The following is a 25845-nucleotide window of genomic DNA, read 5'->3' as shown; positions in this document are numbered from 1 at the left end:
GTAACAAGCTCCGTCACAAGGCTAGATGGGAACAAAAAATGCGGCACCGCCGCGGTGCGCACCTCCTGAGCCTGGGTGCTGTGCAAAGCCGCTTTTGCGGCAAAAGCGTCTGCTTTTGGCAACGAAGCACAGCAGTCAGGGTCTGTAAATACTTTGTTGGCAGACTATCTTGCTGATAGCATCCGTCGCCGATGTGATGTTTTGTTGCGTCAGTGCGGCGCGTTGTTACAGGGAGGACCATCTTGATCTCTTTGGGATCTTTATTCAGTCGAGAGCCGGCGCCATTGCTGGGCATCGACATCAGTTCCTCCAGCGTCAAGCTCGTGGAACTCGATCGCGACAAAACGGGACGTCTGGTGCTGGAGGCTTGCGCCCTCGAAACCCTGGAGCCCGGGTGGGTCAACGAGGGCAATATCGAAAAATTCGACGAAGTTGCCGAGGCCCTGCGGCGTCTGGTCAAAAAAATCGGTAGCCGAGCCAAAAATGCCGCTCTGGCGCTGCCGCCGTCGGCCGTCATCACGAAAAGAATCACACTGCCCGGCGGGATGACGGAGCAGGAGCTCGAGGTTCAGGTGGAGTCCGAGGCCAACCAATACATTCCTTTTTCGCTCGACGAGGTGAGCCTCGACTTTTGCCAGATCGGCCCGAACAAGAACATGCCTGGCGAAGTCGATGTTCTTCTGGCAGCTTCGCGTCGGGAAAAAGTGCAGGATCGCCAAGGCCTGGCCGAGGCCGCAGGCCTCAAGGCCGTGGTCTTGGACATCGAATCGTTCGCGGCCCGGCGGGCGGCTGGGCGCCTGATCGAAGCCTTGCCCGGAAAAGGGGCGGATGCCTTGGTGGCCTTGTTCGAGATCGGGGCGCAGACCACCAGCATGCAGGTGCTGCGCAACGAGGAGGTGCTGTACGAGCGCGACCAGGCCTTCGGCGGCGCGCAGCTGACGCAGCTGATCGTGCGCCAGTATGGTTTTTCGCTGGAAGAGGCAGAAAACAAAAAACGCAATGGCGAGCTACCGGAGGACTCTGCGTCCGTGGTGTTGCGCCCCTTTGTCGACAGCATGGCGCAAGAACTCGGCCGGGCCTTGCAGTTCTTTTTTACCAGCACACCCCATAACCGTGTGGATCACATCCTGCTGGCAGGAGGGTCCGCGCCCTTGCCTGGTTTGACGGATGCAGTGAGCCGGCAAACGGGCTTCTCCTGCAGCGTGGTCAATCCTTTCGAGGGCATGGAGCTCGGTAATTCCGTGCGTTTGAAAAAAATGGCACGTGAAGCACCCTCCTATTTGACGGCATGCGGCTTGGCGATGAGGAGGTTCCTTCTGTGATTTTGATCAATTTGCTCCCGCACCGAGAAGCGGCACGCAAACGCCGGCGTGAGCTTTTCCAGGCGACGATGTTTGCCTCGTTTCTGGCAGGCTTGGTCATGGCCGGCATCATTTATATGTGGCTGCAAAATAGAATTGCAGATCAACAAGGGAGAAACAGCTTCCTGCAAAGCGAAATCAAGGTGCTGGAAGGACAAATCAAGGAGATCGCTACGCTGGAAGACGAAATTACCGCCCTTCGTGCGCGGCAGAAGGCGGTGGAAGACTTGCAGGCAGACCGGAATCTGCCGGTGCATTTGCTCAACGAACTCACGAAGCAATTGCCGGAGGGTGTTTACGTGACCAGTCTCAAGCAGGCGGGGCAAACAATTTCCATGCAGGGCGTGGCGCAATCGAACGAAAGAGTCTCGGAATTGTTGCGCAATCTGAGCGAAAAAACGCCCTGGTTTACAAAGCCCGAGCTCATAGAAATTGTCAGTAGCAATGTGTCGCTAAGCCCAAGAGACCAACGGCGAGTTGCCGCTTTCAATCTGCGCTTTCAATTGCTGCGTGCGAGCGACGTGAAAAACGCCACGAGTCCGGTGAATGCGCCAGCCGGTGCCTCCGTAGGAAAGTGACCCATGGCAAAAAAACAATCTCTAAAAATCGATTTTGCCGCGCTGCAGCAAAATTTGCAGCGGCAGTTCAGCAATCTAGATACCAAAGACCCCTCTGCATGGCCCCTATTGCCTAAAGTGCTGTTGTGTGCCTTTATTGCGATCGCAGTGGTCGTGGTGGCGTGGTACGTGATGTTGACGGACTATCAGTCCGAATTGGAGACAGAGCGCAGCAAAGAAGTCGCGCTGCGCGAAGATTATCAAAGGAAGTTGGTGAAGGCGATCAATCTGGATGCGCTGAAGAAACAGCGTGAACAGATACAGCAATATGTGATGCAGCTGGAAAAGCAGCTCCCCAGCAAGGCAGAGATGGCTGCGCTGCTGTCCGACATCAATCAGGCCGGTTTGGGAAGAAGTCTGCAGTTTGATCTGTTTCGTCCAGGTCAGGTCGTTGCGCGGGATTATTATGCGGAGCTGCCCATTTCTATTCGGGTTAGCGGGAAATATCATGATATGGGCGAATTTGCCGCCGACATAGCACAGCTCCCGCGCATTGTGACTCTGAATGATATTTCTATTGCCCCAGTTGGGAAAGATGCAGGCAGTTTGACTCTGGATGCTACGGCACGTACTTTCCGCTACCTCGATCCAGAGGAAATTCAAGCACAAAAGACTGCGGGAGGGAAAAAATGAAAGATGCCCGCTCTGTAGCGCTGATGGCATGCCTGGCCGTTTTGTCTGGATGCGGTGCTTCCGGTGAAGACGAGTTGCGCCAATGGATGGCCGAATTGCGCGCCTCGACGAAGCCGCACGTGACACCCATAGAAGAGCCCAAAAAATTCCAGCCGCAAAAATACACTGCCGCTGCTGAGCTGGACCCTTTCAATCTCAGCAGATTGACCTTGGCATTGAAAAGGGATTCGGCGCAGAATGCCTCCAATGCAGCGTTGATTGCGCCGGAGTTGGCGCGCAGAAAGGAACCGCTGGAGGCATTCCCACTCGATGCCATGGTAATGGTGGGAAGCATGAATAAAAACGGGAAGCCAGTGGCGCTGTTAAAGGTTGATAATCTGCTCTACCAGGTATATCGCGGTAATTATCTCGGGCCGAATTATGGCAAGGTTGTAGATATATCGGAAACGGCCATAAAAATCCGCGAAATTGTCCAAGATGTAACCGGTGAATGGACTGAGCGCATCACTACGCTCGAATTGCAAGAGGGTAAAAAATGAAAGTCACAAGATTATCGGCGATAAAGCAATGGCGCAATGTTTTCGTGGCGCTGCTTGGTTTCACGCTAGCTGCGCTCGCCATGGCGCAAAATGCCATCACCGCCGTCACAGGAAATGTGCAGGGCGGCGCGGAGGTCGTGCGCATAGACCTGTCCGAGCCGCTGTCAGCAGTTCCCAGTGGCTTCGTCGTCCAGTCGCCAGCGCGCATAGCCCTGGATTTTCCAGGGGTTTCGAATGGGCTAGGCCGCTCCACGGTTGACGTGAGCCAGGGGAACCTGAAGTCGGTCAATGTGGTGCAGGCCGGGGATCGGACGCGCGTGGTTTTGAATCTCAAGCAGGCTACGCCCTATCAAACGGAAATAAAAGGGAAGTCCCTCTACATTTCGCTGACACCTGTTTCAACCAGCACCGTAGCGCCGCAGCAGCCCCCAGCATTTGCCGAAAATCTGAACAGCGACGTGCTCCCCCTCAAAGACGTGGACTTTCGTCGCGCTGCGGATGGCGCCGGGCGCGTCATCATTGGGCTTGCCAACAACCAGGTGGGCGTTGACTTGCGCAAGCAAGGAAAGGGGCTGACCATCGACTTTCTGAAAACCTCGCTGCCCGAGGGGCTGCGCCGGCGCCTGGATGTCACGGATTTCGGAACCCCCGTGCAGTTGGTGACGACCGTTCAGCAGGGCGATCGCGTGCGCATGACGATCGATATCGCGGGCGATTGGGAGCACAGCGCCTACCAAGCCGACAATCAGTTTGTCGTGGAGATCAGGCAGCAAAAGAAAGACTTGTCAAAACTCACCCCTGGACCAGGATATACCGGCGAAAGGCTGTCGCTGAATTTCCAGAACATTGAGGTGCGCTCGCTCCTGCAGGTGATTGCGGATTTCACGAACTTCAATATCGTAACTTCGGACACGGTGACGGGCTCGCTGACCCTGCGCCTCAAGGATGTTCCATGGGATCAGGCATTGCAGATCATCATGGACGCTAAGGGCTTGGGAATGCGCAAGTCCGGGACGGTGCTTTGGATCGCGCCCAAGGATGAGATCGACGCGCGGATGAAAAAGGATTTGCAGGCAGCAGACGGAATCCGGAAGTTGGAGCCGCTCAAAACCCAGGCCTTCCAACTCAATTACGCCAAGGCCAACGATATCGTAAATCAGCTCACCAACACCAACACCGGGGGCACAGGAAATAACGCGCGATTTTTGACCGAGCGAGGGAATGTGATCGCTGAACCAAGAACGAATCAGATCTTCGTGACCGATACGGCGAGCAAGCTGGAGGACGTGCGACAGTTGCTCCTGTCGCTTGACGTGCCCGTGCGCCAGGTATTGATCGAGGCACGCATCGTGGAGGCGCGGGATTCTTTCGGACGGTCTTTGGGTGTCCGACTTGGCGGGGCTGACTTGAGCGGTCAGGGGCAAGCCGGCTACAGCCTTGGTAGGAATAATAGATTTGTTTTCGGTACGAGTTATAACAACGCAGTGGCCTCGACCGGCGCAGGCGGTACGGTCGATACGTCGGGCAGTTTTGTCAATCTGCCAGCGAGTTTGCCTAACGTCAATGGTGCCGCTAGTTTTGCGCTGTCTATTTTCAACTCCGCAGCAGACAGATTTTTGACGCTGGAGCTCTCTGCCATGGAGTCAGATGGAAACGGGCGTATCGTTTCGAGTCCGCGCCTGATTACCGCAGATCAAACCAAGGCGCTCATTGAACAAGGTACAGAATATCCGTATTCTGTAACTGCTCCCAATGGGGCAACGTCGATTGCATTCAAGAAGGCGGTTCTCAAACTGGAAGTTACGCCACAAATCACGCCCGAAGGGAATATCATTCTCGATCTGGACGTCAATAAGGACAGCCGCGGCGAAACGACTACACAAGGCGTGGCCATTGATACCAAGCATGTGAAAACGCAGGTGCTCGTGGAAAATGGGGGTACGGTGGTGATCGGCGGCATTTTTTCGCTGGATGAGAGCGATCAAGTGAACAAGGTGCCGCTTTTGGGGGACATTCCTGTGATGGGGAATTTGTTCAAAAATAAAACGAAGCTATCCACCAAACAGGAAATGCTGGTTTTCATTACGCCCAAGATCATTCAGGACCGTGGCGGGAACAAGTAATCAAATTTCGTCGATGGTTTCCTGTTGTTGCGCCCTCATCGGCCTCCCCGGCTCCGGCAAGTCCACGGTGGGGCGGCAGCTCGCGCGGCGCTTGAAGATCGGTTTTGTCGATTCCGACCAAGTGATCGAGCGGCGCCTGGGTTGCTCAATCCGGGAGTTTTTCGAGCACGTGGGTGAGGAGCGTTTCCGGGACTTGGAGCAGCAGGTGCTCGACGAGTTGACGCGCACGTCAGCGTCCTCCGAGCCTTGCGTGCTTTCCACGGGTGGCGGGGCGGTGCTGCGCGCGGCAAATCGGACGGTGCTGCACCAGCGCTGCACGGTGGTGTATTTGCGCTCGTCGCCCGAAGAGATCTTCCGGCGCCTGCGGCACGACAAGTCGCGGCCGCTGCTGCAGGTGGCGGACCCGCTCGCGCGCTTGCGCGACTTGCATGCGCAGCGCGACCCGCTATACCGGGAGACTGCGCATTTTGTGATCGAGACCGGGCGGCCTTCGGTGGCCACCTTGGTCAACATGATCGTCATGCAATTGGAGTTGGCGGTGCCTCCCGCGGCCCCCGCGGAGGGTGGGGCTGCGCCCACCTGAGGCCTATCTTCGGCGTCGGGCCAGGGCGCACAGGCCAGCGCGGCGGTGCGCGCGGCTGCTCTACACTTGCCGGTATGCAATCTGCACATCGACCCGCGGCGTCCCACGCCCTTCCCAATTTTTCCTCGACCTCATCCGCAAACACTCTGGCGGAGTACGCGCCCAGGCAAGAGGTGCGCATCGACTTGGGCGAGCGCAGCTATCCGATTGTCATAGGCTCTGGTCTGCTCGACGACGCTGCGCTCTATGCCCAGCTGCCTGCAGCTTCGGCGGCGCTGATCGTGAGCAACACCACGGTCGCGCCCTTGTACGCCGAGCGCCTGTGCGCCGCCTTGCAGGGTATCTATCCTGCGGTGCACCTGCTCGCCCTGCCAGACGGCGAGCAGTACAAGGACTGGCAGACGCTGAACCTGATTTTCGACGCGCTGCTGCAGCACGGCTGCGACCGCAAGACGGTGCTTTTTGCGCTCGGCGGTGGCGTGGTGGGCGACATGACGGGGTTTGCCGCAGCCTGCTACATGCGCGGCGTGCCGTTCGTGCAGGTGCCGACGACCTTGCTCGCGCAGGTCGATTCGTCGGTGGGCGGCAAGACCGGCATCAACCACCCGCTGGGCAAGAACATGATTGGCGCGTTCTACCAGCCGCGCCTGGTGGTGTGCGATCTCGAGACGCTGGACACGTTGCCCGCGCGCGAGTTCAGCGCGGGGCTCGCCGAAGTCATCAAATACGGGCCCATCGCCGATATGGCGTTCATGGAGTGGCTCGAAGCCTCCATGGACGCGCTGCGCGCACGCGAACGCGGCGCAGCTGCGCATGCGGTGCGGCGCAGCTGCGAGATCAAAGCCGCGGTGGTGGGGCAGGACGAGCGCGAATCGGGCTTGCGCGCGATCCTCAACTTCGGCCACACCTTCGGCCACGCGATCGAAGCGGGCCTGGGCTACGGCCAATGGCTGCACGGCGAGGCCGTGGGCGCGGGCATGGTGCTCGCGGCAGAGCTGTCGCGCGCGCTGGGCCTGGTTGATGCGGCATTCACCGCGCGGCTCGTGCGCCTGATAGCGCGCGCCGGGCTGCCGGTGCGCGCGCCGGTGCTCGACAGCAAGGACAACGCGGGGCGTTACCTCGAGCTCATGCGCGTGGACAAAAAGGCCGAAGGCGGGGCGATTCGCTTCGTGCTGATCGACGGGCCAGGGCGCGCGGTGCTGCGTGCCGTGCCCGACGCGCAGGTGCGCGCCGTCATCGATGCCTGTTGCGCCTGAGCATCGCTGGTGCGAATACTTCATTATCGATAGCTGCTTGCGCTTGCTACATAAGGGCTAGAGGCCGATTTGATTCAAAATTCAGCGCTTGCCCCCTACGCCTGCGACCCGGCGCATTCGCGCGGGCGGCGTTACCCGCAGCCCGCCGCACCCACGCGCAACGAGTACCAGCGCGACCGCGACCGCATCGTGCACTCGACGGCGTTCCGGCGCCTGGTTTACAAGACGCAGGTGTTTTTGAACCACGAGGGCGACTTGTTTCGCACGCGGCTCACGCATTCGCTCGAAGTGGCGCAGCTCGGGCGTTCGATTGCGCGTTCTTTGCGCCTGCACGAAGACCTGGTGGAGGCGATCTCGCTCGCGCACGACCTGGGCCACACGCCTTTCGGGCACGCGGGGCAGGATGCGCTGCACCGCTGCATGCAAGCCTGGGGCGGCTTCGAGCACAACCTGCAGAGCCTGCGCGTGGTCGATTGGCTCGAAGAACGCTACCCCGACTACGACGGGCTCAACCTGACGTTCGAGACGCGCGAGGGCATCCTCAAGCACTGCTCGCTAGAGCATGCGCAGCAGCTCGAAGCGCAGGAGCCCGGCGGCGTGGGCGCGCGCTTTTTGCGCCGTGCGCAGCCCAGCCTCGAAGCGCAGCTGTGCAACCTGGCCGACGAGATCGCCTACAACGCACACGACATCGACGACGGGGTGCGCTCGGGCCTGATCACGCTCGCGCAGGTGGCCGAGGTGCCGTTATTCGCGCAGTTCATGGCGCAGGCGCTCGCCGAACACCCGCAGCTGCAGGCGCCCGCGCGCCAGCGGCGTCTGCTCTACGAAGCCACACGCCGCATGCTGAGCGCGCAGGTGTACGACGTGATCGACGCGACGCAGTCCGCGCTGGCCAGCGCAGGAGTGGCGAGCGTGCAAGAAGTGCGCGCCCAGGCCACGCCGCTCGTGCGCTTCAGCGCAGACATGCGCGCGCAGTCGGCGGCGCTCAAGCGCTTTTTGTTCCAAAACCTGTACCGCCACCCGCAAGTCGTCGAAACCACGGGGCGCGCGCAGCGCGTGGTGCAGGGGCTCTTTGCTGCCTATTTGGAGCGCCCCGCAGAGATGAAGCCCGGCTTTGCGCAGCGCGCCCTGCAAGGCGACGCGGCGGCGCGGGCGCGTGCCGTGGCCGACTTCATCGCCGGCATGACAGACCGTTTCGCGCTGCGCGAGCACCGGCGCCTGACCGGGGAGCGCTGGCTTGTGGCGGATTAGGAGTCTGTCGAACTTTGGCATCGCCGGCTGCGCATGCGCGGCGTCGGCGCGACTGCCGCCGCATGTGCACGGTGCAGAATCACGCCATGAACATACCAAGGTCGCAACGCAAACCCCCTGCGCCGCCAACCCAGCGCCGGGGCACCACAGACACAGCCCTCGATGCGTCCGAACTGCGCCCCGGGCAGTCGATCGCGCTGCTGCATGAGCTGCACATCCTCACGCGCGAAGGGCGGCTCAACCAGGACGCGCGGCGCAAGCTCAAGCAGGTCTATCACCTGTTCCACTTCATCGAGCCGCTGCTGCAAGACTGCGCCGAGCACGGCTACGACCCCGTGCACGGCCCCACGCTGGCCGACCATGGCGCGGGCAAGTCGTACCTGGGCTTCATCCTCTATGACCTGTATTTCAAAGAGCTTGGGCGGGGGTGGATTTATGGCATAGAAACGCGCCCCGAACTCGTCGAAAAATCGCGCGCCCTTGCGCAGCGGCTGGGCTTCGAGCGCATGCGCTTTTTGAACCTCTCGGCGGCTGCGTCGGCGCAGGCTGCCGAACTGCCAGAGCGCATCGACATCGTCACGGCGCTGCATGCCTGCGACACCGCCACCGACGACGCGATCGACTTCGGCCTGCAAAAAAAGGCGCGCGCCATGGTGCTCGTGCCCTGCTGCCAGGCCGAGCTGGCCGCCTGCCTGCGCCACGACAAGGCGCTGCACCTGGCGCGCACGCCCTTGGCAGAACTCTGGCGCCACCCGCTGCACACGCGCGAATTCGGCAGCCAGCTCACCAACGTGCTGCGCTGCCTGCGCCTTGAAGCCAGCGGCTACCAGGTCACCGTGACCGAACTCGTAGGCTGGGAGCACAGCCTGAAAAACGAACTCATCATCGCGCGCTACACCGGGCAGAAAAAACGCAGCGCCGCCGAACGCCTGCACGCCATCCTGGCCGAATTCGGGCTCGAGCCGACGCTGGGCGCGCGCTTTCGCATCCCTGATTGACGGCAGCGAAATGGCCCGAAAGGGTGGTGCCGCGTGGCCTCGCGCCGCCCGAAAGCCTCGCCGTCAGCGTCAGTCGTAGTGCACCACGCTGCGGATCGACTTGCCCTCGTGCATGAGCTCGAACGCGTGGTTGATCTCGGTCAGCGGCATGGTGTGGGTGACGAAAGGAGCGAGCCGGATCTTGCCGGCCATCGCGTCCTCGACCATGCCCGGCAACTCTGAGCGGCCCTTGACGCCGCCGAAGGCCGTGCCCATCCACTTGCGGCCGGTCACGAGCTGGAAGGGGCGGGTGCTGATTTCCTGCCCCGCGCCGGCCACGCCGATGATCACGCTCTGACCCCAGCCGCGGTGTGCGCATTCGAGCGCCGCGCGCATCACCTGCACGTTGCCTATGCACTCGAAGCTATGGTCCACGCCCCAGCCGGTCATCTCGACGATGACCTGCTGGATGGGCTTGTCGTAATCCCTGGGGTTGACGAAGTCGGTTGCGCCGAAGGTGCGCGCCAGCTCGAACTTGGCCGGGTTTGCGTCCACCGCGATGATGCGCCCCGCACCCGCGAGCTGCGCCCCGTGGACCACCGCGAGGCCGATGCCGCCCAGGCCGAACACCGCCACGCTGTCGCCGGGCTGCACCTTGGCCGTGTTTTTCACGGCGCCCAGCCCCGTGGTCACGCCGCAGCCCAGCAGGCACACCTGCTCGGGGTTGGCCGCGGGGTTGATCTTGGCAAGCGACACCTCGGCCACTACGGTGTATTCGCTGAACGTGGAGCAGCCCATGTAGTGATAGACGGGCTGGCCGTTGTAGGAAAAGCGCGCCGTGCCGTCGGGCATCAGGCCCTTGCCCTGCGTGGCGCGCACGGCCACGCACAGGTTGGTTTTTCCGCTCTTGCAAAACAGGCACTCGCCGCATTCGGCGGTGTAGAGCGGAATCACGTGGTCGCCCGGCTTGACGCTGGTCACGCCTTCGCCCACCTCGACCACGATGCCCGCGCCCTCGTGGCCCAGCACGGCAGGAAACACGCCTTCAGGATCATCGCCCGAGAGCGTGAAGGCATCGGTGTGGCACACGCCGGTATGGGTGATCTTGACCAGCACCTCGCCCTTGCGGGGCGGGGCGACATCGATCTCTACGATTTGCAGCGGCTTGCCCGCTTCAAAGGCCACGGCGGCACGGGATTTCATGGGCGTTTCTCCTCGGAGGACATGGGGAGGGGCATTGTAATCAGCACCCAAAATAATTGGGGTCAGATTCCAATTTCCGGACGGACTCCGAAGTTCTGATTTAATTGGGGTCAGATTCCAATTTTCGGACACGCCATGGCCCGCCTTCCCCGTCTGACCTTGCCCGGTTACCCGCACCACGTGATCCAGCGCGGCAACAACCGCCAGCGCATTTTTGTCGATCGCAGCGATTTCGAGCACATGCTCGGTTTGCTGGCCGAGAACGCGCAGAAATTCGGCGTCGAGCTCCACGCCTATGTGCTCATGGACAACCACTTTCACCTGCTGGCCACGCCTGCGACCGAGCAGGCGCTGCCGCTGATGATGCAAGCCCTGGGCCGCAGCTACGTGCGCTACTTCAACCGGCGCCACGGTCGCACGGGTACCTTGTGGGAGGGCCGCTACCGCAGCACCATGATCGAGTCGGAACGCTATTTGCTTGCCTGCATGGCGTACATAGACCTGAACCCCGTGCGCGCGGGCATGGCGGCACAGCCAGGTGAGTGGCCCTGGTCAAGTTACGCGCATTACGTGGGCTTGCGCCAGGACAGGCTGGTGACGCCGCACGCCCTCTATTGGGAACTTGGCAACACGCCATTTGCGCGCGAGGCGGCTTATGCCGAACTGGTGCAGGCCGGCATCAGTGCGGCGCAGCAAAGCGCGCTCACGGATGCCACGCTGCGCGGCTGGGCGCTGGGGGAGGGTGATTTTTTGGCCGAGTTGCAAAAAAAATCGCCGCGGCGCGTCGTTCGCTCCAAGGCGGGGCGCCCGGTGCGCATGCACGAGGGTGTGCGTAGAAATGGCTTGAATGGGCCATCTGATGAGCGCTCGTAGCTATTGTTTTGATGTGTCCCCAAATAAATCGAAGATAAAAAAATCGCCAGATAATTGGAATCTGACCCCAATTATTCTTGTTGCCGCGATTGCTGCAATGCACTAATCTTGCAGCCCTTGCTAAAAATTTGAGGAGTGCGCCATGACTTCGGCTGCCGAGGCACTGCATTTGCAACAACAGGGTTTGTATTCATCCGTGCACGAGCACGATGCCTGTGGCGTCGGCTTCGTGGCGCACATCAAGGGCGAGAAGAGCCATGGGCTCGTGACCCAGGCGCTCAAGATTCTGGAAAACCTCGACCATCGCGGCGCCGTGGGCGCGGACAAGCTCATGGGCGACGGCGCGGGCATCTTGATCCAGATCCCCGACGCGCTGTACCGCGAGGAGATGGCCAAGCAGGGTGTGAACCTGCCGCCCGCGGGCGAATACGGCGTGGGCATGGTTTTTCTGCCCAAAGAGCACGCCTCGCGCCTCGCGTGCGAGCAGGAAATGGAGCGCGCCATCAAGGCCGAAGGCCAGGTGCTGCTGGGCTGGCGCGACGTGCCGTTGAACCACGACATGCCCATGTCGCCCACGGTGCGCGCCAAGGAGCCGGTGCTGCGCCAAGTGTTCATAGGGCGCGGCAGCGATGTGATCGTGCAGGATGCGCTCGAGCGCAAGCTCTACGTGATCCGCAAGACCGCGAGCGCGGCCATCCAGGCGCTGGGCCTCAAGCACAGCAAAGAGTATTACGTGCCCAGCATGAGCAGCCGTACCGTGATCTACAAGGGTCTGCTGCTGGCCGATCAGGTGGGCACCTACTACCTTGATTTGCAAGACGAGCGCTGCATCTCGGCGCTGGGCCTGGTGCACCAGCGCTTTTCGACCAACACCTTTCCCGAGTGGCCGCTCGCGCACCCGTACCGTTACGTAGCGCACAACGGCGAGATCAACACCGTCAAGGGCAACTACAACTGGATGAAGGCACGCGAGGGCGTGATGGCTTCGCCCGTGCTCGGCCCCGACCTCAAAAAGCTTTACCCGATCAGCTTTGCGGGCCAGTCCGACACCGCCACCTTTGACAACTGCCTGGAGCTGCTGACCATGGCCGGCTATCCGATCAGCCAGGCCGTGATGATGATGATTCCCGAGCCCTGGGAGCAGCACACGACCATGGACGAGCGCCGGCGCGCCTTTTACGAATACCACGCGGCGATGCTCGAGCCCTGGGACGGCCCGGCTTCCATCGTGTTCACCGACGGGCGCCAGATCGGCGCCACGCTGGACCGCAACGGCCTGCGCCCTTCGCGCTACTGCATCACCGAGGACGACCTGGTCATCATGGCCTCGGAGTCGGGCGTGCTGCCCGTGCCCGAGAACAAAATCGTGCGCAAATGGCGCTTGCAGCCGGGCAAGATGTTCATGATCGACCTCGAGCAGGGCCGCATGATCGACGACGAGGAGCTCAAGGCCAACATCGTCAACACCAAGCCCTACAAGCAGTGGATCGAAAACCTGCGCATCAAGCTCGACAACGTGGGCGGTGGCGTAGCGGCGAAGCCGCCGGTGTCGAATGTCGCGCTGCTTGACCGCCAGCAGGCTTTCGGCTACACGCAGGAAGACCTCAAATTCCTGCTCGCGCCCATGGCGCAAAACGGTGAGGAGGGCGTGGGCTCCATGGGCAACGACAGCCCGCTGCCCGTGCTCTCCGACAAGAACAAGCCGCTCTACAGCTACTTCAAGCAGCTGTTCGCGCAGGTGACAAACCCGCCGATCGACCCGATCCGCGAAGCCATCGTGATGTCGCTCGTGAGCTTCATCGGCCCCAAGCCCAACCTGCTCGACATCAACCAGGTCAACCCGCCCATGCGCCTTGAGGTGAGCCAGCCCGTGCTCGACTTCGCCGGCATGGCCAAGCTGCGCGACATCGAAAAGCACACGCAGGGCAAGTTCAAGAGCCGCGTCATAGACATCAGCTACCCGCTGGCCTGGGGGCGCGAGGGCGTCGAAGCCAAGCTCGCCTCGCTGTGCGCGCAGGCCGTCGATGCGATCCAGGGCGGTGCCAACATCCTCATCATCAGCGACCGCGCCGTGGGTCCCACGCAGGTGGCCATCCCGGCCTTGCTCGCGCTCTCTGCCATCCATCAGCACCTGGTGCGCGAGGGCCTGCGCACCTCGGCGGGTCTGGTGGTGGAAACCGGCTCGGCACGCGAAGTGCACCACTTTGCCGTGCTTGGCGGCTACGGCGCCGAAGCCGTGCACCCCTACCTCGCGCTCGAAACCCTGGCCGAGATGCACAAAGAGCTGCCGGGCGAGCTCTCGGCCGAAAAGGCCATCGCCAACTACATCAAGGCCGTGGGCAAGGGGCTGTCCAAGATCATGTCCAAGATGGGCGTTTCCACCTACATGAGCTACTGCGGCGCGCAGCTCTTCGAGGCCATTGGCATCAACAGCGAAACCATAGACAAATACTTCACAGGGACGGCGAGCCGTGTCGAAGGCATAGGCGTGTTCGAGATCGCCGAAGAAGCCATCCGCATGCACAAGGCCGCCTTCGGCGACGACCCGGTGCTGGCCGACATGCTCGACGCGGGCGGCGAATACGCCTGGCGCGCGCGTGGCGAAGAGCACATGTGGACGCCCGACACCATCGCCAAGCTGCAGCACAGCACGCGCGCGAACAACTTCAACACCTACAAGGAATACGCGCAGCTCGTGAACGACCAGAGCCGGCGCCACATGACGCTGCGTGGCTTGTTCGAGTTCAAGATCGACCCGGCCAAGGCCATCCCCATCGACGAGGTCGAACCCGCGAGCGAGATCGTCAAGCGCTTTGCCACCGGCGCGATGTCGCTGGGCTCGATCAGCACCGAGGCGCACGCCACGCTGGCCATCGCCATGAACCGCATCGGCGGCAAGAGCAACACTGGTGAGGGCGGCGAAGACCCGGCGCGCTACCGCAACGAGCTCAAGGGCATCCCGATCAAGAAGGGCGACACGCTCAAGAGCATCATCGGCGCCGAGAACGTCGAAGTCGATCTGCCGCTGCAGGACGGCGACAGCCTGCGCAGCCGCATCAAGCAGGTGGCCTCGGGGCGCTTCGGCGTCACGGTGGAATACCTCACGAGTGCCGATCAGATTCAGATCAAGATGGCGCAGGGCGCCAAGCCCGGCGAAGGCGGCCAGCTGCCCGGCGGCAAGGTGAGTGACTACATCGGCAAGCTGCGCCACAGCGTGCCCGGTGTGGGCCTGATCTCGCCGCCGCCGCACCACGACATCTATTCGATCGAGGACTTGGCGCAGCTCATCCACGACCTCAAAAACGTCGCCCCGCACGCGAGCATCAGCGTCAAGCTGGTCAGCGAAACCGGCGTGGGCACGATCGCCGCGGGCGTGGCCAAGTGTAAGGCCGACCACGTGGTCATCGCCGGACACGACGGCGGCACGGGCGCCTCGCCCTGGTCTTCGATCAAGCACGCGGGCAGTCCGTGGGAAATCGGCCTGGCCGAGACGCAGCAGACGCTGGTGCTCAACCGCCTGCGCGCACGCATCCGCGTACAGGCCGACGGCCAGATGAAGACCGGGCGCGACGTGGTCATAGGCGCGCTGCTCGGCGCCGACGAGTTCGGCTTTGCCACCGCGCCGCTGGTCGTCGAGGGCTGCATCATGATGCGCAAGTGCCACCTCAACACCTGCCCCGTGGGCGTCGCCACGCAAGACCCGGTGCTGCGCAAAAAGTTCTCGGGCAAGCCCGAGCACGTGGTCAATTACTTTTTCTTCGTCGCTGAAGAAGCACGCCAGATCATGGCGCAGCTCGGCATTCGTACCTTCGACGAACTCGTGGGCCGCACCGACCTGCTCGACATGCGCCAGGGCATTGCGCACTGGAAGGCGCGCGGTTTGGACTTCAGCCGCCTGTTCGCGCAGCCGCCCGTTGATGCCGCGGTGCCGCGCCGCCATTGCGAGGTACAAGACCACAACATCGAGCACACGCTGGATCGCCGCCTCATCGAGCGCAGCCGCCCGGCCATCGACAAAGGCGAGCGCGTGCAGTTCATCGAGGCCGTGCGCAACGTCAACCGCAGCGTGGGTGCAATGCTCTCGGGCGCCGTCACGCGCGTGCACCCCGAGGGCCTGCCCGACGACACCATCCGCATCCAGCTCGAAGGCACGGGCGGGCAATCGTTCGGCGCCTTCCTCACGAACGGCATCACGCTGTACCTGATCGGCGACGCCAACGACTACACGGGCAAGGGCCTCTCGGGCGGGCGCGTGGTCGTGCGCCCGAGCCTGGACTTCCGCGGCGAGGCCACGCGCAACATCATCGTCGGCAACACCGTGCTCTACGGCGCCACGAGCGGCGAGGCTTTCTTCAGCGGTGTCGCGGGTGAGCGCTTTGCCGTACGCCTGTCGGGCGCCACCGCCGTGGTCGAAGGCACGGGCGACCACGGCTGCGAATACATGACCGGCGGCACCGTGGCGGTGCTTGGCAAGACCGGGCGCAACTTTGCGGCCGGCATGAGCGGCGGCGTGGCCTATGTCTATGACGAGGATGGCCAGTTTGCCAGCCGCTGCAACCTGGCCATGGTCACGCTCGAGCGCGTGCTGCCCAGCGAGGAGCAGCTCGCGACCATGCCGCGCGCCATCTGGCACCGCGGCCAGACCGACGAGGCGCAGCTCAAGAAGCTGCTCGAAGAGCACAACCGCTGGACCGGCAGCAAGCGCGCACGCGAACTGCTCGACCAGTGGAGCGTCGCACGCGGCAAGTTCGTCAAGGTCTTCCCGACCGAGTACCGCCGCGCGCTGGCTGAAATTCATGAGCGAAAAGCGTTCGAAGAGACCGCAAAGCAAGCGCAAGCAGCTACTAAAAAGGAAGCGGTGAGCGCCAAGTGACTGCAACCGGCCCGCACGTTCGGGCCGGTTCGCACCCCACCCTCTGCACAAGGACACCAACATGGGAAAAATCACCGGCTTCATGGAATACGAGCGGCTCGAAGAAGGCTACCGCCCCGTTGCCGAGCGCTTGAAGCACTACCGCGAATTCGTCATCGGCCTCAATGAAGAAGAAGCCAAGGTGCAAGGCGCACGCTGCATGGACTGCGGCACACCGTTTTGCAACAGCGGCTGTCCGGTCAACAACATCATCCCGGACTTCAACGACCTGGTCTATCGCGGCCAATGGCAGCGCGCGATCGAGGTGCTGCACAGCACCAACAACTTCCCCGAGTTCACCGGCCGCATCTGCCCCGCGCCTTGCGAGGCTGCGTGCGTGCTCAACATCAACAATGACCCTGTCGGCATCAAGAGCATAGAGCACGCCATCATCGACCGCGCCTGGGCCGAGGGCTGGGTGCAGCCGCAGCCACCCGCGCGCAAGACGGGCAAAAAAGTCGCCGTCGTAGGCTCAGGCCCCGCGGGCCTCGCCGCCGCACAGCAGCTCGCGCGCGCCGGGCACGATGTCACCCTGTTCGAAAAGAACGACCGCGTGGGCGGCCTGCTGCGCTACGGCATCCCCGACTTCAAGCTCGAAAAATCGCACATCGACCGGCGTGTGCAACAAATGCAGGCCGAGGGCGTGCAGGTGCGCACCAGCGTGTTCGTGGGCGCGCCCAAGGACGGGCTGGGCAAGGGCGCCAAAATTCTCAACTGCGCCAAAGAAACGGTGACGCCCGAGCAGTTGCGCCAAGACTTCGACGCCATCTTGCTCACCGGCGGCGCCGAACAGTCGCGCGACCTGCCCGTGCCCGGGCGCGAGCTCGACGGCATCCATTTCGCGATGGAGTTTTTGCCGCAGCAAAACAAGGTCAACGCAGGCGACAAGCTCAAGCACCAGATCCGCGCCGACGGCAAGCACGTGATCGTGATCGGCGGCGGCGACACCGGCAGCGACTGCGTGGGCACCAGCAACCGCCACGGCGCTGCGAGCGTGACGCAGTTCGAGCTCATGCCCATGCCGCCCGAACAAGAAAACAAACCCTTGGTTTGGCCCTACTGGCCGATCAAGCTGCGCACGAGCTCCAGCCACGAAGAAGGCTGCACGCGCGAATTCGCCATCGCCACCAAGGAATTCCTCGGTGAAAAGGGCAAGGTCACGGGCGTCAAGACGGTGCACGTCGAATGGAAAGACGGCAAGATGGTCGAAGTGCCCGGCACCGAAAAGGTCTATCCCGCCGACCTCGTGCTGCTCGCCATGGGCTTTATGGGCCCCGTGTCCACCGTGCTCGACGCCTTCGGTGTGGAAAAAGACGCCCGCGGCAACGCCAAGGCCACGACCGACGAGCAGGGCGGCTACGCGACCAACGTCCCCAAGGTGTTCGCCGCGGGCGACATGCGGCGGGGGCAGAGTTTGGTGGTGTGGGCGATTCGCGAGGGCCGCCAGGCCGCACGTGCCGTTGATGCGTATCTGATGGGTTCGAGCGACTTGCCGCGTTGATGCGGTCGGACTCGGCCCTCGCAAATCGCCCATTCGGGCGTGATGGGAAGTCGCAGGCTCGCCGCCTGCGACGCGCGAGGGCCGCCAGGCCGCCCGCGCCATCGATGCCTATCTGATGGGTTCGAGCGACTTGCCACGTTGATACGGTCGGACTCGGCCCTCGCAAATCGCCCATTCGGGCGTGATGGGAAGTCGCAGGCTCGCCGCCTGCGACGCGCGAGGGCCGCCAGGCCGCACGCGCCATCGATGCCTATCTGATGGGTTCGAGCGACTTGCCACGTTGATACGGTCTGGCTCGGCCCTCGCAAATCGCCCATTCGGGCGTGATGGGAGGTCGCAGGCTGGCCGCCTGCGACGCGCGAGGGCCGCCAGGCGGCACGTGCCGTTGATGCCTATCTGATGGGTTCGAGCGACTTGCCGCGTTGATACGGCCGGGCTCGGCCCCCGCAAATCGCCCATTCGGGCGCTACGCGGCATTGTTTGCGCCGGGTGTCAGCGCGTCCAACTGGATTGGTTTTGGGGCAGTCGGCGATCAGGGTCGTTGACTTCAATGGTGTTCGCGCCTTGAAGCCGGTCTATATACACCATGACGTTGACCCCGCCGTCATGCACTTGGCTCGGAAACAGAATGCCAGTGTGGCCGCGGGCCAGCACGAGATCGCCGAGCACCCAGGTTGGCGGCTCGATGTGTTGCTCCAGCTTCAAGAGTCGCCAATCCTCGCGCCAGTCGTGCCACAGGTCGTCCCACGGATCACCACGGTGAAGTTGGCGCAGATCAACCAAGTCGCGCAACGCCACCGTGTACGAACACATCGTGCAGGGCGGCAGGAACGGCGACGTCTGTTGGTATTCGCGCAGCGCCGTCAATTCGTCCAGCGACAGGTACAAGCTTGCAACCCCAGGCCGATTGAAGCGCCCGCCCTTGCGCGCCGCACCTTCGCCGCTCACGGGCCGGCTGGCCCATTGCGGCGCGTGCGCCCGGAACAGCGGGGTTCCGGGTGGTAGGTCGTGAAGAATCATCCGACGAACCCAGCGCTGACCGACTCCAGGTAGTCGATCGCGTCCTCCGCCCGGCCTTCCTGCACCAATTGCAGCAGGGTCTTGTGGCGGAAGGCGGGGATGGGTTCGTTCTTGATGAGAAAGATGGCTCGCTGCGGGTCTGGCTCCATCGCCGTGGCGGCGGAGAGCACCCGCATCAGATCGCGTAGCACGGATTGCAGCCGTGGCGATTCGGGATGAATGCGCAGTGTGTTGCGATGCACCCCGGCCAGCTCGGCCAGTTCCTGCTGCTGTAGACCGAGAATGCTGGCAATGCGCGAGGCGGAAAACCGCGACGTACCGGGCTCGCGCGCCGATTCGAGAATGTCGGAGAGGATAGCTGTCATGGGGAATTTCTGTGAGATGTGGGCATATTGAACATTTTAAGCACAATCTATGCACAAAATACCCCGCGGCCCTCTTTCTCTACCCCGCGGCCCTCTTTCTCGACAACCCCACAAGCCCTACGGCGGCTGCGCTGCCGCCGGCGCCGGCAAACCCCCTCGCATAGAATTTGCACCCCGAAGCTCATGGGCGCTTGGCGTCCGCTCCAGGTCTATCCTCCATGAACGTTCCGATTGCGTTGACGCAACTGCAGGCGCAGGCTGGCGAGGCCGTTCGCTTGCGTGAAATCCCCTACAACTACACCTCGTTCTCTGATCGCGAGATCGTGATCCGGCTGCTCGGCTCGGCAGCCTGGGGCTTGCTCGATCAGCTGCGCAAGGAACGGCGCACGGGGCGCTCTGCGCGCATGCTCTACGAGGTGCTCGGTGACATCTGGGTGGTGCAGCGCAATCCCTACCTGCAAGACGACCTGATGGACAACCCGGCGCGGCGCAAGCTGCTCGTGGATGCGCTGCGGCACCGCCTGGCCGAGGTCGAAAAGCGCCGCACGCCGGGCGAGGACGCCGAGCGCGACCGTATGGTGGGCGAGCTCGTGCAGGCGGCGGCGCAGGCCGTGGTGCGCTTCGATGCGCAGCTTGCGCAGGCGGTGCAGTTGCGCCGCAAGGTGCTGCGCACGCTGGGGCGCTATACGGCGCGCGACAACATCAAGTTCGACGGGCTCTCGCGCGTGAGCCATGTGACCGACGCGACCGACTGGCGCGTCGAATATCCGTTCGTCGTGCTCACGCCCGACACCGAGGCCGAGATGGCCGCGCTGGTGCAAGGCTGCATAGCGCTGGGCCTGACCATCATTGCGCGTGGCGGCGGCACGGGCTACACCGGCGGCGCGGTGCCGCTCACGCCGCTGAGTGCGGTGATCAACACAGAAAAGCTCGAGGCCATGTCAGGCGTGGAGATGCTGCGCCTGCCGGGGCTGGAGCGCGAGGTGCCCACGGTGTGGACCGAGGCCGGCGTGGTCACGCAGCGCGTGGCCGATCTGGCTGAGCGTGCGGGGCTGGTGTTTGCGGTCGATCCGACCAGCGCCGAGGCTTCGTGCATAGGCGGCAACATCGCGATGAACGCGGGCGGCAAGAAGGCCGTGCTGTGGGGCACGGCGCTCGACAACCTGGTGAGCTGGCGCATGGTGACGCCGCAGGCGCAGTGGCTGGAAGTCACGCGCGTTGGGCACAGCCTGGGCAAGATCCACGACGTGGACGTGGCGTGCTTCGAGCTGCGTTACTTCGCGGCCGACGGCAAGACGCCCGTGCGCACCGAGCAGCTCGAAATTCCCGGCGCGGTGTTCCGCAAGGAGGGGCTGGGCAAGGACGTGACGGACAAGTTCCTCGCGGGCCTGCCGGGCGTGCAGAAAGAAGGCTGCGACGGGCTGATTACGAGTGCACGCTGGGTGCTGCACCGTATGCCGGCGCATACGCGCACGGTGTGCCTGGAGTTTTTTGGCCATGCGCACGACGCCGTGCCCAGCATCGTCGAGATCAAGGACTTCATGTTCGCCGAGCAAAAGCGCTCGGGCGTGGTGCTCGCGGGGCTGGAGCACCTCGACGACCGGTATCTGAAGGCCGTGGGCTACGCCACCAAGAGCAAGAAGCACGGCGGGCGGCTGCCCAAGATGGTGCTGTTCGGCGACATCGCAGGTGACGACCCGGACGCCGTGGCGCGCGCCACCAGCGAGGTCGTGCGCATCGCCAATTCGCGCGCGGGCGAGGGCTTTGTCGCCGTAAGCCCCGAGGCGCGCAAGAAGTTCTGGCTCGACCGCAAGCGCACGGCCGCGATCAGCCGCCACACCAACGCCTTCAAGATCAACGAAGACGTGGTGATTCCGCTGCCGCGTATGGCCGAATACACCGACGGCATAGAGCGCATCAATATCGAGCTGTCGCTGCGCAACAAGATCAAGCTGTGCGACGCGCTCGAAGCCTTTTTTGCGCGCGGCGACCTGCCGTTGGGCCGCAGCGACGAGGCGGGCGAGATTCCGCCCGCCGAGCTGCTCGAAGACCGCGTGGCGCAGGCGCTCGCGCTGATCGCCGAGGTGCGCGCGCAGTGGCAGCAGTGGCTGCGCGACATCGATACCTTGTTTGCGCAGCTGCAAGACCACAGCCTGCGCGCGAGCTGGAAAAAGCAGCTGCGCGCACCGCTGCGGGCGATTTTCACGGGTGCAGCGTTCCAGCCCATCCTCGACGAAGTCGAGGCCATTCACAGTCGCGTGCTCAAGGGCCGCGTGTGGGTGGCGTTGCACATGCACGCGGGCGATGGCAACGTGCACACCAACATCCCCGTGAACAGCGACGACTACGAGATGCTGCAGACCGCGCACGAGGCCGTTGCGCGCATCATGCGGCTTGCGCGCAGCCTGGGCGGTGTGATCTCGGGTGAGCATGGCATAGGCATCACCAAGATCGAGTTCCTGACCGACGAGGAGCTGCGCCCGTTTGCCGAATACAAGCGAAAGGTCGATCCGCAAGGGCATTTCAACCGCGGCAAGCTGCTTCGTAATCAGGAGCTGCTAGCGCAGGATGGACGGGCGCTATATGCCAATTTTGCTCAGAATTCTGCGCAAAATCCGGCGCCCGCCGAGGTGCTGCATTCCGACCTGACCAACGCCTACACGCCGAGCTTCGGCCTCATGGGCTACGAGTCGCTGATCATGCAGCAAAGCGACATCGGCGCGATCGCCGACAGCGTCAAGGACTGCCTGCGCTGCGGCAAGTGCAAGCCCGTGTGCTCCACGCACGTGCCGCGCGCCAATCTGCTCTACAGCCCGCGCAACAAAATCCTTGCAACCTCGCTGCTGATCGAAGCCTTTTTGTACGAGGAGCAGACGCGCCGCGGCATTTCGATCAAGCACTGGCAGGAGTTCGAGGACGTGGCCGACCATTGCACCGTATGCCACAAGTGCCTCGCGCCGTGTCCGGTGAAGATCGACTTCGGCGACGTCACCATGAACATGCGCAACCTGCTGCGCAAAATGGGACAAAAAAGCTGGCGCCCCGGCAATGCGCTGGCCATGGCCATGCTCAACGCCACCAACCCCGACACCATCAAGCTGCTGCGCGGCGCCATGGTGAACTGGGGCTTCAAGGCGCAGCGCCTGGCCGTCGATGCGCTGCGCAGCCTGGGGCGCAAGCAGACCGCGCGCCCGCCCGCCACCGTGGGCACGGCGCCGCTGCGCGAGCAGGTGATCCATTTCGTGAACAAGAAGCTGCCCGGCAACCTGCCCACGAGGACGGCGCGCGCGCTGCTCGACATCGAGGACAAGAACTACGTCCCCATCATTCGCGACCCGGCTGCCACCACGGCGGATACCGAGGCGGTGTTTTACTTCCCCGGCTGCGGCTCCGAACGCCTGTTCAGCCAGGTGGGCCTGGCCACGCAGGCCATGCTGTGGCACGCAGGCGTGCAGACCGTGCTGCCGCCCGGCTACCTGTGCTGCGGCTATCCGCAGCGCGGCAGCGGCCAGTTCGACCGCGCCGAGAAGATGATCACCGACAACCGCGTGCTGTTCCACCGCGTAGCCAACACGCTCAACTACCTTGACATCAAAACCGTGGTGGTGAGCTGCGGCACCTGCTACGACCAGCTGCAGGGTTACCAGTTCGACATGATCTTCCCCGGCTGCCGCATCATCGACATCCACGAGTTCCTGCTCGAAAAAGGCATCACCCTGCCGGGCGGCAACGCCTACCTCTACCACGAGCCCTGCCACAACCCGATGAAGCTGCAGGATTCGCTCAAGACCGTCAAGTCGCTGCTTGGCGAACAGGTGCTCAAGAGCGAGCGCTGCTGCGGCGAATCGGGCACGCTGGGCGTGACGCGCCCCGACGTGGCCACACAGGTGCGCTTTCGCAAACAGGAAGAAATTCAAAAAGGCGAAGCTCAGTTGCGTGCGCGCATGCAGGAGTCGGGCGCCGGCGCCGGCGCCGTGACCCAGAGCGGCAACCTCAAAATCCTCACGAGCTGCCCGAGCTGCCTGCAGGGCCTGAGCCGCTACCAGGACGATCTGCAAAACGGCCTGCTCGAGGCGGACTACATCGTGATCGAGATGGCGCGCGCCATCCTCGGCGAAAACTGGCTGCCCGAGTACGTGGAGCGCGCGAACCAGGGCGGGATCGAGCGGGTGCTGGTATGAGCAGCCATGCTGCGTCCGATGCCGCCCGCGCGGCCTGCGGCTTGTGCACAGAGGAGGGCGGTGCGCTTGTCTGGCGCGGCGCGCAGCTACGCGTGATCCGCGCCGACGAACCGGGCTTTCCGGCCTTTTACCGTGTGGTCTGGAATGCGCACGTGGCCGAGTTCACCGACCTCCAGCCCCCGCAGCGCGCGCACTGCATGCAGGCCGTGGCCCTGGTCGAGGAAGCCTTGCGCGCGCACCTTGCGCCCACCAAGATCAACCTGGCCGCGCTCGGCAACCAGGTGCCGCACCTGCACTGGCACGTGATCGCGCGCTTCGCCTGGGACAGCCACTTCCCTGGCCCCGTCTGGGCGCAGCCGCTGCGTGCGCGTGCGCCCGAGCACGAGGCCGCGCTGCTGGCACGGCGCGCGGCGCTCGAGCAGGACATGGCGGCGCGGCTGGCGCAGTGCCTAGCCTGACGTGCCGGGCGCCGCATTGGTTTTGCGCGGAATTTCCTGCGCTGCCCATCCGCATCGAAATCAATAGCTGCCAGCGCTTGCCACTCGCGCTCTATGGCCCCTTTTTGCAACGAATTGTCGCTATGTCCGGTGCCGGTGCAGGGTTGTCTCTGTACGCGGCGCGGCAGAGCGCCTAACATGCCCGTCCCATGAGCACTACCCATTTTGGATTCGAATCGGTCGAGGAGCAGGAAAAGGCGCGCCGCGTGCGTGGCGTGTTCGACGCGGTCGCGCCGCGCTACGACCTCATGAACGACCTCATGTCCGTGGGCCTGCACCGCGCCTGGAAGGCCTACACCGTGATGGTGGCCAACCCGCGCCCCGGCCAGCAGGTGCTGGACATCGCGGGTGGCACGGGCGACCTGGCGCTGGCGTTCGCCAAAAAAGTGGGGCCCACGGGCCGCGTGGTGCACACCGACATCAACGAAGCCATGCTGCGCACCGGGCGCGACCGCCTGCTCGACGCCGGCGTGGTGCTGCCCACGCTGGTCTGCGATGCCGAGCAGTTGCCCTTTGCCGACGCGCAGTTCGATTGCGTGAGTGTTGCCTTCGGCCTGCGCAACATGACGCACAAGGAGCGCGCCCTGGCCGAGATGTGCCGCGTGCTCAAGCCGCGCGGCAAGCTGCTGGTGCTGGAGTTTTCCAAGGTGGCGCAACCGCTCGAAAAGCTCTACGACTGGTATTCGTTCCAGGTGCTGCCGCGCCTGGGCAAGTGGGTGGCGGGCGACGAGGCCAGCTACCGCTATCTGGCCGAATCGATCCGCATGCACCCGGGGCAAGAGGAGCTCAAAGCCCTGATGCAACAAAATGGCTTTGGCCATGTGGACTATCACAACCTCACGGGCGGCATCGTGGCCTTGCATGTTGGAATCAAGTGCTGAGAGGCTGAACCATTTTTACGACTGCCGCAACGACGCAACCGATGGAGACGATGAACATGAAACTCTGGTCCTGGATTCTGGTGCTGGCCCTGGCTGCCGCACATGCCAACGCCGACGCCGCACGCCTGGGTGGCGGGCGTTCGGCGGGCAAACAGTCGAGCAATGTCACGCAGCGCTACGCCGCGCCGCAAAGCCCCGGCCAAGCTGCGCCCGCCAAGCCTGCAGCGGCGCCCAACGCTGCGCCGAACACCGCCCCGACTCCGGCCGCCGCTCCCAAGAGGCCCTGGGGCGCGATGCTCGGCGGCCTCGCAGCGGGCCTGGGCCTTGCCTGGCTCGCGCACTCGCTCGGGCTCGGGGCCGAGATGGGGCAATTTCTGTTGATCGCGCTGCTCGTGCTCGTGGCCTTCGCGGTGCTGCGCATGTTCATGCGCCCGCGCCCGGCCGGCAACCCCTCGCGCTGGGCCTTGCAGGGTGCGGGCTCGCCCGCGGCTGCGCAAGCGCCGGCGCAATACAACCCCGCCAAGGTCGGCAACGATGCCTCGGCGCGCCCCTGGGAGCGCAGCGGCACGGCTTTCGAGGCGGCGAATGCGCCCCAAGCTGCGCAAAATTCGGGCGTGGTCATAGGCTCGGCGCTTTCCGGTTCACAGAACTGGGGCGTTCCTGAGGGCTTCGACGTCGCGGGCTTTCTGGCCGCGGCCAAGCGCAATTTCACCACCTTGCAGGCCGCGTGGGATCGCGCCGACATTGCCACGCTGCGCTCCATGATGACCGACGAAATGCTCGCCGAAATCCGCGCCCAGCTCGCCGAACGCGAGGCACATCGCAACAGCCAATCCAGCCAGCCCAACCAGACCGACGTGCTCATGCTCGAGGCGCAGTTGCTGGGCATCGAAGACTTGGGTGACGGCTACATGGCCAGCGTGGAGTTCTCGGGCATGATCCGCGAGGAGCCCTCGGCCGGCCCCAGCCCGTTCCGCGAAGTCTGGAACATGACCAAGCCCAAGTCGGGCACTACCGGCTGGCTGGTCGCGGGAGTGCAGGCGCTGCAGTGATTCTTGCCGCTATGCGCCTG

19 protein-coding genes are annotated in these 25845 nt (G+C 63.4%); 16 read left to right on the top strand and 3 right to left on the bottom strand.

Annotated elements, in window-relative coordinates:
- The first annotated feature begins 242 nt into the window (after window positions 1-242).
- The 9 genes from FK527_RS05780 (at window position 243) to FK527_RS05740 (ending at window position 9361) form a co-directional block, all read left to right on the top strand.
- Window positions 243-1322: a pilus assembly protein PilM gene (locus tag FK527_RS05780; protein WP_144730971.1), complete on the top strand. Its 1080-nt coding sequence runs from the start codon at window positions 243-245 to the stop codon at window positions 1320-1322.
- Window positions 1319-1939: a PilN domain-containing protein gene (locus FK527_RS05775; protein ID WP_144730969.1), complete on the top strand. Its 621-nt coding sequence runs from the start codon at window positions 1319-1321 to the stop codon at window positions 1937-1939. Before FK527_RS05780 ends, FK527_RS05775 begins: the two co-directional genes overlap by 4 nt.
- A gap of 3 nt (window positions 1940-1942) precedes the next feature.
- Window positions 1943-2611, top strand: a complete 669-nt coding sequence (locus tag FK527_RS05770) for a type IV pilus inner membrane component PilO (RefSeq protein WP_144730967.1) — start codon at window positions 1943-1945, stop codon at window positions 2609-2611.
- On the top strand, window positions 2608-3150 hold the full coding sequence (locus tag FK527_RS05765; RefSeq protein WP_144730965.1) for a pilus assembly protein PilP: 543 nt from the start codon (window positions 2608-2610) through the stop codon (window positions 3148-3150). Before FK527_RS05770 ends, FK527_RS05765 begins: the two co-directional genes overlap by 4 nt.
- Window positions 3147-5273, top strand: a complete 2127-nt coding sequence (locus FK527_RS05760; RefSeq protein ID WP_144730964.1) for a type IV pilus secretin PilQ — start codon at window positions 3147-3149, stop codon at window positions 5271-5273. The genes FK527_RS05765 and FK527_RS05760 overlap by 4 nt, the downstream gene beginning before the upstream one ends.
- A gap of 13 nt (window positions 5274-5286) precedes the next feature.
- Window positions 5287-5856, top strand: coding sequence for a shikimate kinase (locus FK527_RS05755; protein ID WP_144730962.1), 570 nt, complete (start codon window positions 5287-5289; stop codon window positions 5854-5856).
- Window positions 5857-6029: 173 nt separating this feature from the next.
- On the top strand, window positions 6030-7112 hold the full coding sequence (aroB, locus tag FK527_RS05750; protein WP_246072683.1) for a 3-dehydroquinate synthase: 1083 nt from the start codon (window positions 6030-6032) through the stop codon (window positions 7110-7112).
- Window positions 7113-7184: 72 nt separating this feature from the next.
- Complete coding sequence (locus FK527_RS05745) at window positions 7185-8363, top strand: deoxyguanosinetriphosphate triphosphohydrolase (RefSeq protein WP_144731112.1); 1179 nt, start codon at window positions 7185-7187, stop codon at window positions 8361-8363.
- Between the two features lie 86 nt (window positions 8364-8449).
- Window positions 8450-9361, top strand: coding sequence for a class I SAM-dependent methyltransferase (locus FK527_RS05740; RefSeq protein WP_144730958.1), 912 nt, complete (start codon window positions 8450-8452; stop codon window positions 9359-9361).
- Between the two features lie 69 nt (window positions 9362-9430).
- On the opposite strand, the gene FK527_RS05735 is transcribed toward FK527_RS05740, so the two are convergent.
- Window positions 9431-10543 carry an S-(hydroxymethyl)glutathione dehydrogenase/class III alcohol dehydrogenase gene (locus FK527_RS05735; RefSeq protein WP_144730956.1) on the bottom strand — a complete coding sequence of 371 codons (1113 nt, stop codon included), beginning with the start codon at window positions 10541-10543 and terminating at the stop codon, window positions 9431-9433.
- Between the two features lie 135 nt (window positions 10544-10678).
- Between FK527_RS05735 and FK527_RS05730 the strand changes: the two genes are divergently transcribed.
- The 3 genes from FK527_RS05730 to FK527_RS05720 all read left to right on the top strand — a co-directional run bounded on the left by FK527_RS05730 (window position 10679) and on the right by FK527_RS05720 (window position 17829).
- Window positions 10679-11416, top strand: coding sequence for a transposase (locus FK527_RS05730; protein WP_144730954.1), 738 nt, complete (start codon window positions 10679-10681; stop codon window positions 11414-11416).
- 142 nt (window positions 11417-11558) lie between these two features.
- A complete protein-coding gene (locus FK527_RS05725) occupies window positions 11559-16289 on the top strand; it encodes a glutamate synthase-related protein (RefSeq protein WP_144730952.1) in 4731 nt (1576 codons plus the stop codon).
- Between the two features lie 61 nt (window positions 16290-16350).
- Window positions 16351-17829: a glutamate synthase subunit beta gene (locus FK527_RS05720; protein WP_144730950.1), complete on the top strand. Its 1479-nt coding sequence runs from the start codon at window positions 16351-16353 to the stop codon at window positions 17827-17829.
- Between the two features lie 492 nt (window positions 17830-18321).
- On the opposite strand, the gene FK527_RS05715 is transcribed toward FK527_RS05720, so the two are convergent.
- Window positions 18322-18849, bottom strand: a complete 528-nt coding sequence (locus tag FK527_RS05715; RefSeq protein WP_144730948.1) for an RES family NAD+ phosphorylase — start codon at window positions 18847-18849, stop codon at window positions 18322-18324.
- On the bottom strand, window positions 18846-19214 hold the full coding sequence (locus tag FK527_RS05710) for a DNA-binding protein (protein ID WP_144730946.1): 369 nt from the start codon (window positions 19212-19214) through the stop codon (window positions 18846-18848). The genes FK527_RS05715 and FK527_RS05710 overlap by 4 nt, the downstream gene beginning before the upstream one ends.
- 218 nt (window positions 19215-19432) lie before the next feature.
- Here FK527_RS05710 and FK527_RS05705 point away from each other — a divergent pair, with 218 nt between their 5' ends.
- The 4 genes from FK527_RS05705 (at window position 19433) to FK527_RS05690 (ending at window position 25825) form a co-directional block, all read left to right on the top strand.
- Entirely contained in the window at window positions 19433-23395 is a 3963-nt protein-coding gene (locus FK527_RS05705) for a DUF3683 domain-containing protein (protein ID WP_144730944.1), read from the top strand.
- Window positions 23392-23853 (top strand): HIT family protein, encoded by a 462-nt coding sequence (locus FK527_RS05700; RefSeq protein ID WP_144730942.1) that lies wholly within the window; start codon window positions 23392-23394, stop codon window positions 23851-23853. The genes FK527_RS05705 and FK527_RS05700 overlap by 4 nt, the downstream gene beginning before the upstream one ends.
- 188 nt (window positions 23854-24041) lie before the next feature.
- Window positions 24042-24773: a bifunctional demethylmenaquinone methyltransferase/2-methoxy-6-polyprenyl-1,4-benzoquinol methylase UbiE gene (gene ubiE, locus FK527_RS05695; protein ID WP_144730940.1), complete on the top strand. Its 732-nt coding sequence runs from the start codon at window positions 24042-24044 to the stop codon at window positions 24771-24773.
- Window positions 24774-24829: 56 nt separating this feature from the next.
- Entirely contained in the window at window positions 24830-25825 is a 996-nt protein-coding gene (locus FK527_RS05690; RefSeq protein ID WP_144730938.1) for a Tim44 domain-containing protein, read from the top strand.
- Window positions 25826-25845: the final 20 nt, after the last annotated feature.

It is taken from the genome of Extensimonas perlucida, assembly GCF_007655255.1.
GTDB lineage: Bacteria > Pseudomonadota > Gammaproteobacteria > Burkholderiales > Burkholderiaceae_C > Extensimonas > Extensimonas perlucida.
This window is presented reverse-complemented; position numbering and strand designations above follow the sequence as displayed.

What these genes read in the sequence shown, in the direction of transcription:
- FK527_RS05770 (WP_144730967.1), top strand. Translation starts at nt 1,943, where the DNA reads ATGGCAAAAAAACAATCTCTAAAAATCGATTTTGCCGCGCTGCAGCAA.
- FK527_RS05765 (WP_144730965.1), top strand. Translation starts at nt 2,608, where the DNA reads ATGAAAGATGCCCGCTCTGTAGCGCTGATGGCATGCCTGGCCGTTTTG.
- FK527_RS05760 (WP_144730964.1), top strand. Translation starts at nt 3,147, where the DNA reads ATGAAAGTCACAAGATTATCGGCGATAAAGCAATGGCGCAATGTTTTC.
- FK527_RS05755 (WP_144730962.1), top strand. Translation starts at nt 5,287, where the DNA reads ATGGTTTCCTGTTGTTGCGCCCTCATCGGCCTCCCCGGCTCCGGCAAG.
- FK527_RS05740 (WP_144730958.1), top strand. Translation starts at nt 8,450, where the DNA reads ATGAACATACCAAGGTCGCAACGCAAACCCCCTGCGCCGCCAACCCAG.
- FK527_RS05735 (WP_144730956.1), bottom strand. Translation starts at nt 10,543, where the DNA reads ATGAAATCCCGTGCCGCCGTGGCCTTTGAAGCGGGCAAGCCGCTGCAA.
- FK527_RS05730 (WP_144730954.1), top strand. Translation starts at nt 10,679, where the DNA reads ATGGCCCGCCTTCCCCGTCTGACCTTGCCCGGTTACCCGCACCACGTG.
- FK527_RS05725 (WP_144730952.1), top strand. Translation starts at nt 11,559, where the DNA reads ATGACTTCGGCTGCCGAGGCACTGCATTTGCAACAACAGGGTTTGTAT.
- FK527_RS05720 (WP_144730950.1), top strand. Translation starts at nt 16,351, where the DNA reads ATGGGAAAAATCACCGGCTTCATGGAATACGAGCGGCTCGAAGAAGGC.
- FK527_RS05715 (WP_144730948.1), bottom strand. Translation starts at nt 18,849, where the DNA reads ATGATTCTTCACGACCTACCACCCGGAACCCCGCTGTTCCGGGCGCAC.
- FK527_RS05710 (WP_144730946.1), bottom strand. Translation starts at nt 19,214, where the DNA reads ATGACAGCTATCCTCTCCGACATTCTCGAATCGGCGCGCGAGCCCGGT.
- FK527_RS05705 (WP_144730944.1), top strand. Translation starts at nt 19,433, where the DNA reads ATGAACGTTCCGATTGCGTTGACGCAACTGCAGGCGCAGGCTGGCGAG.
- FK527_RS05700 (WP_144730942.1), top strand. Translation starts at nt 23,392, where the DNA reads ATGAGCAGCCATGCTGCGTCCGATGCCGCCCGCGCGGCCTGCGGCTTG.
- ubiE (WP_144730940.1), top strand. Translation starts at nt 24,042, where the DNA reads ATGAGCACTACCCATTTTGGATTCGAATCGGTCGAGGAGCAGGAAAAG.
- FK527_RS05690 (WP_144730938.1), top strand. Translation starts at nt 24,830, where the DNA reads ATGAAACTCTGGTCCTGGATTCTGGTGCTGGCCCTGGCTGCCGCACAT.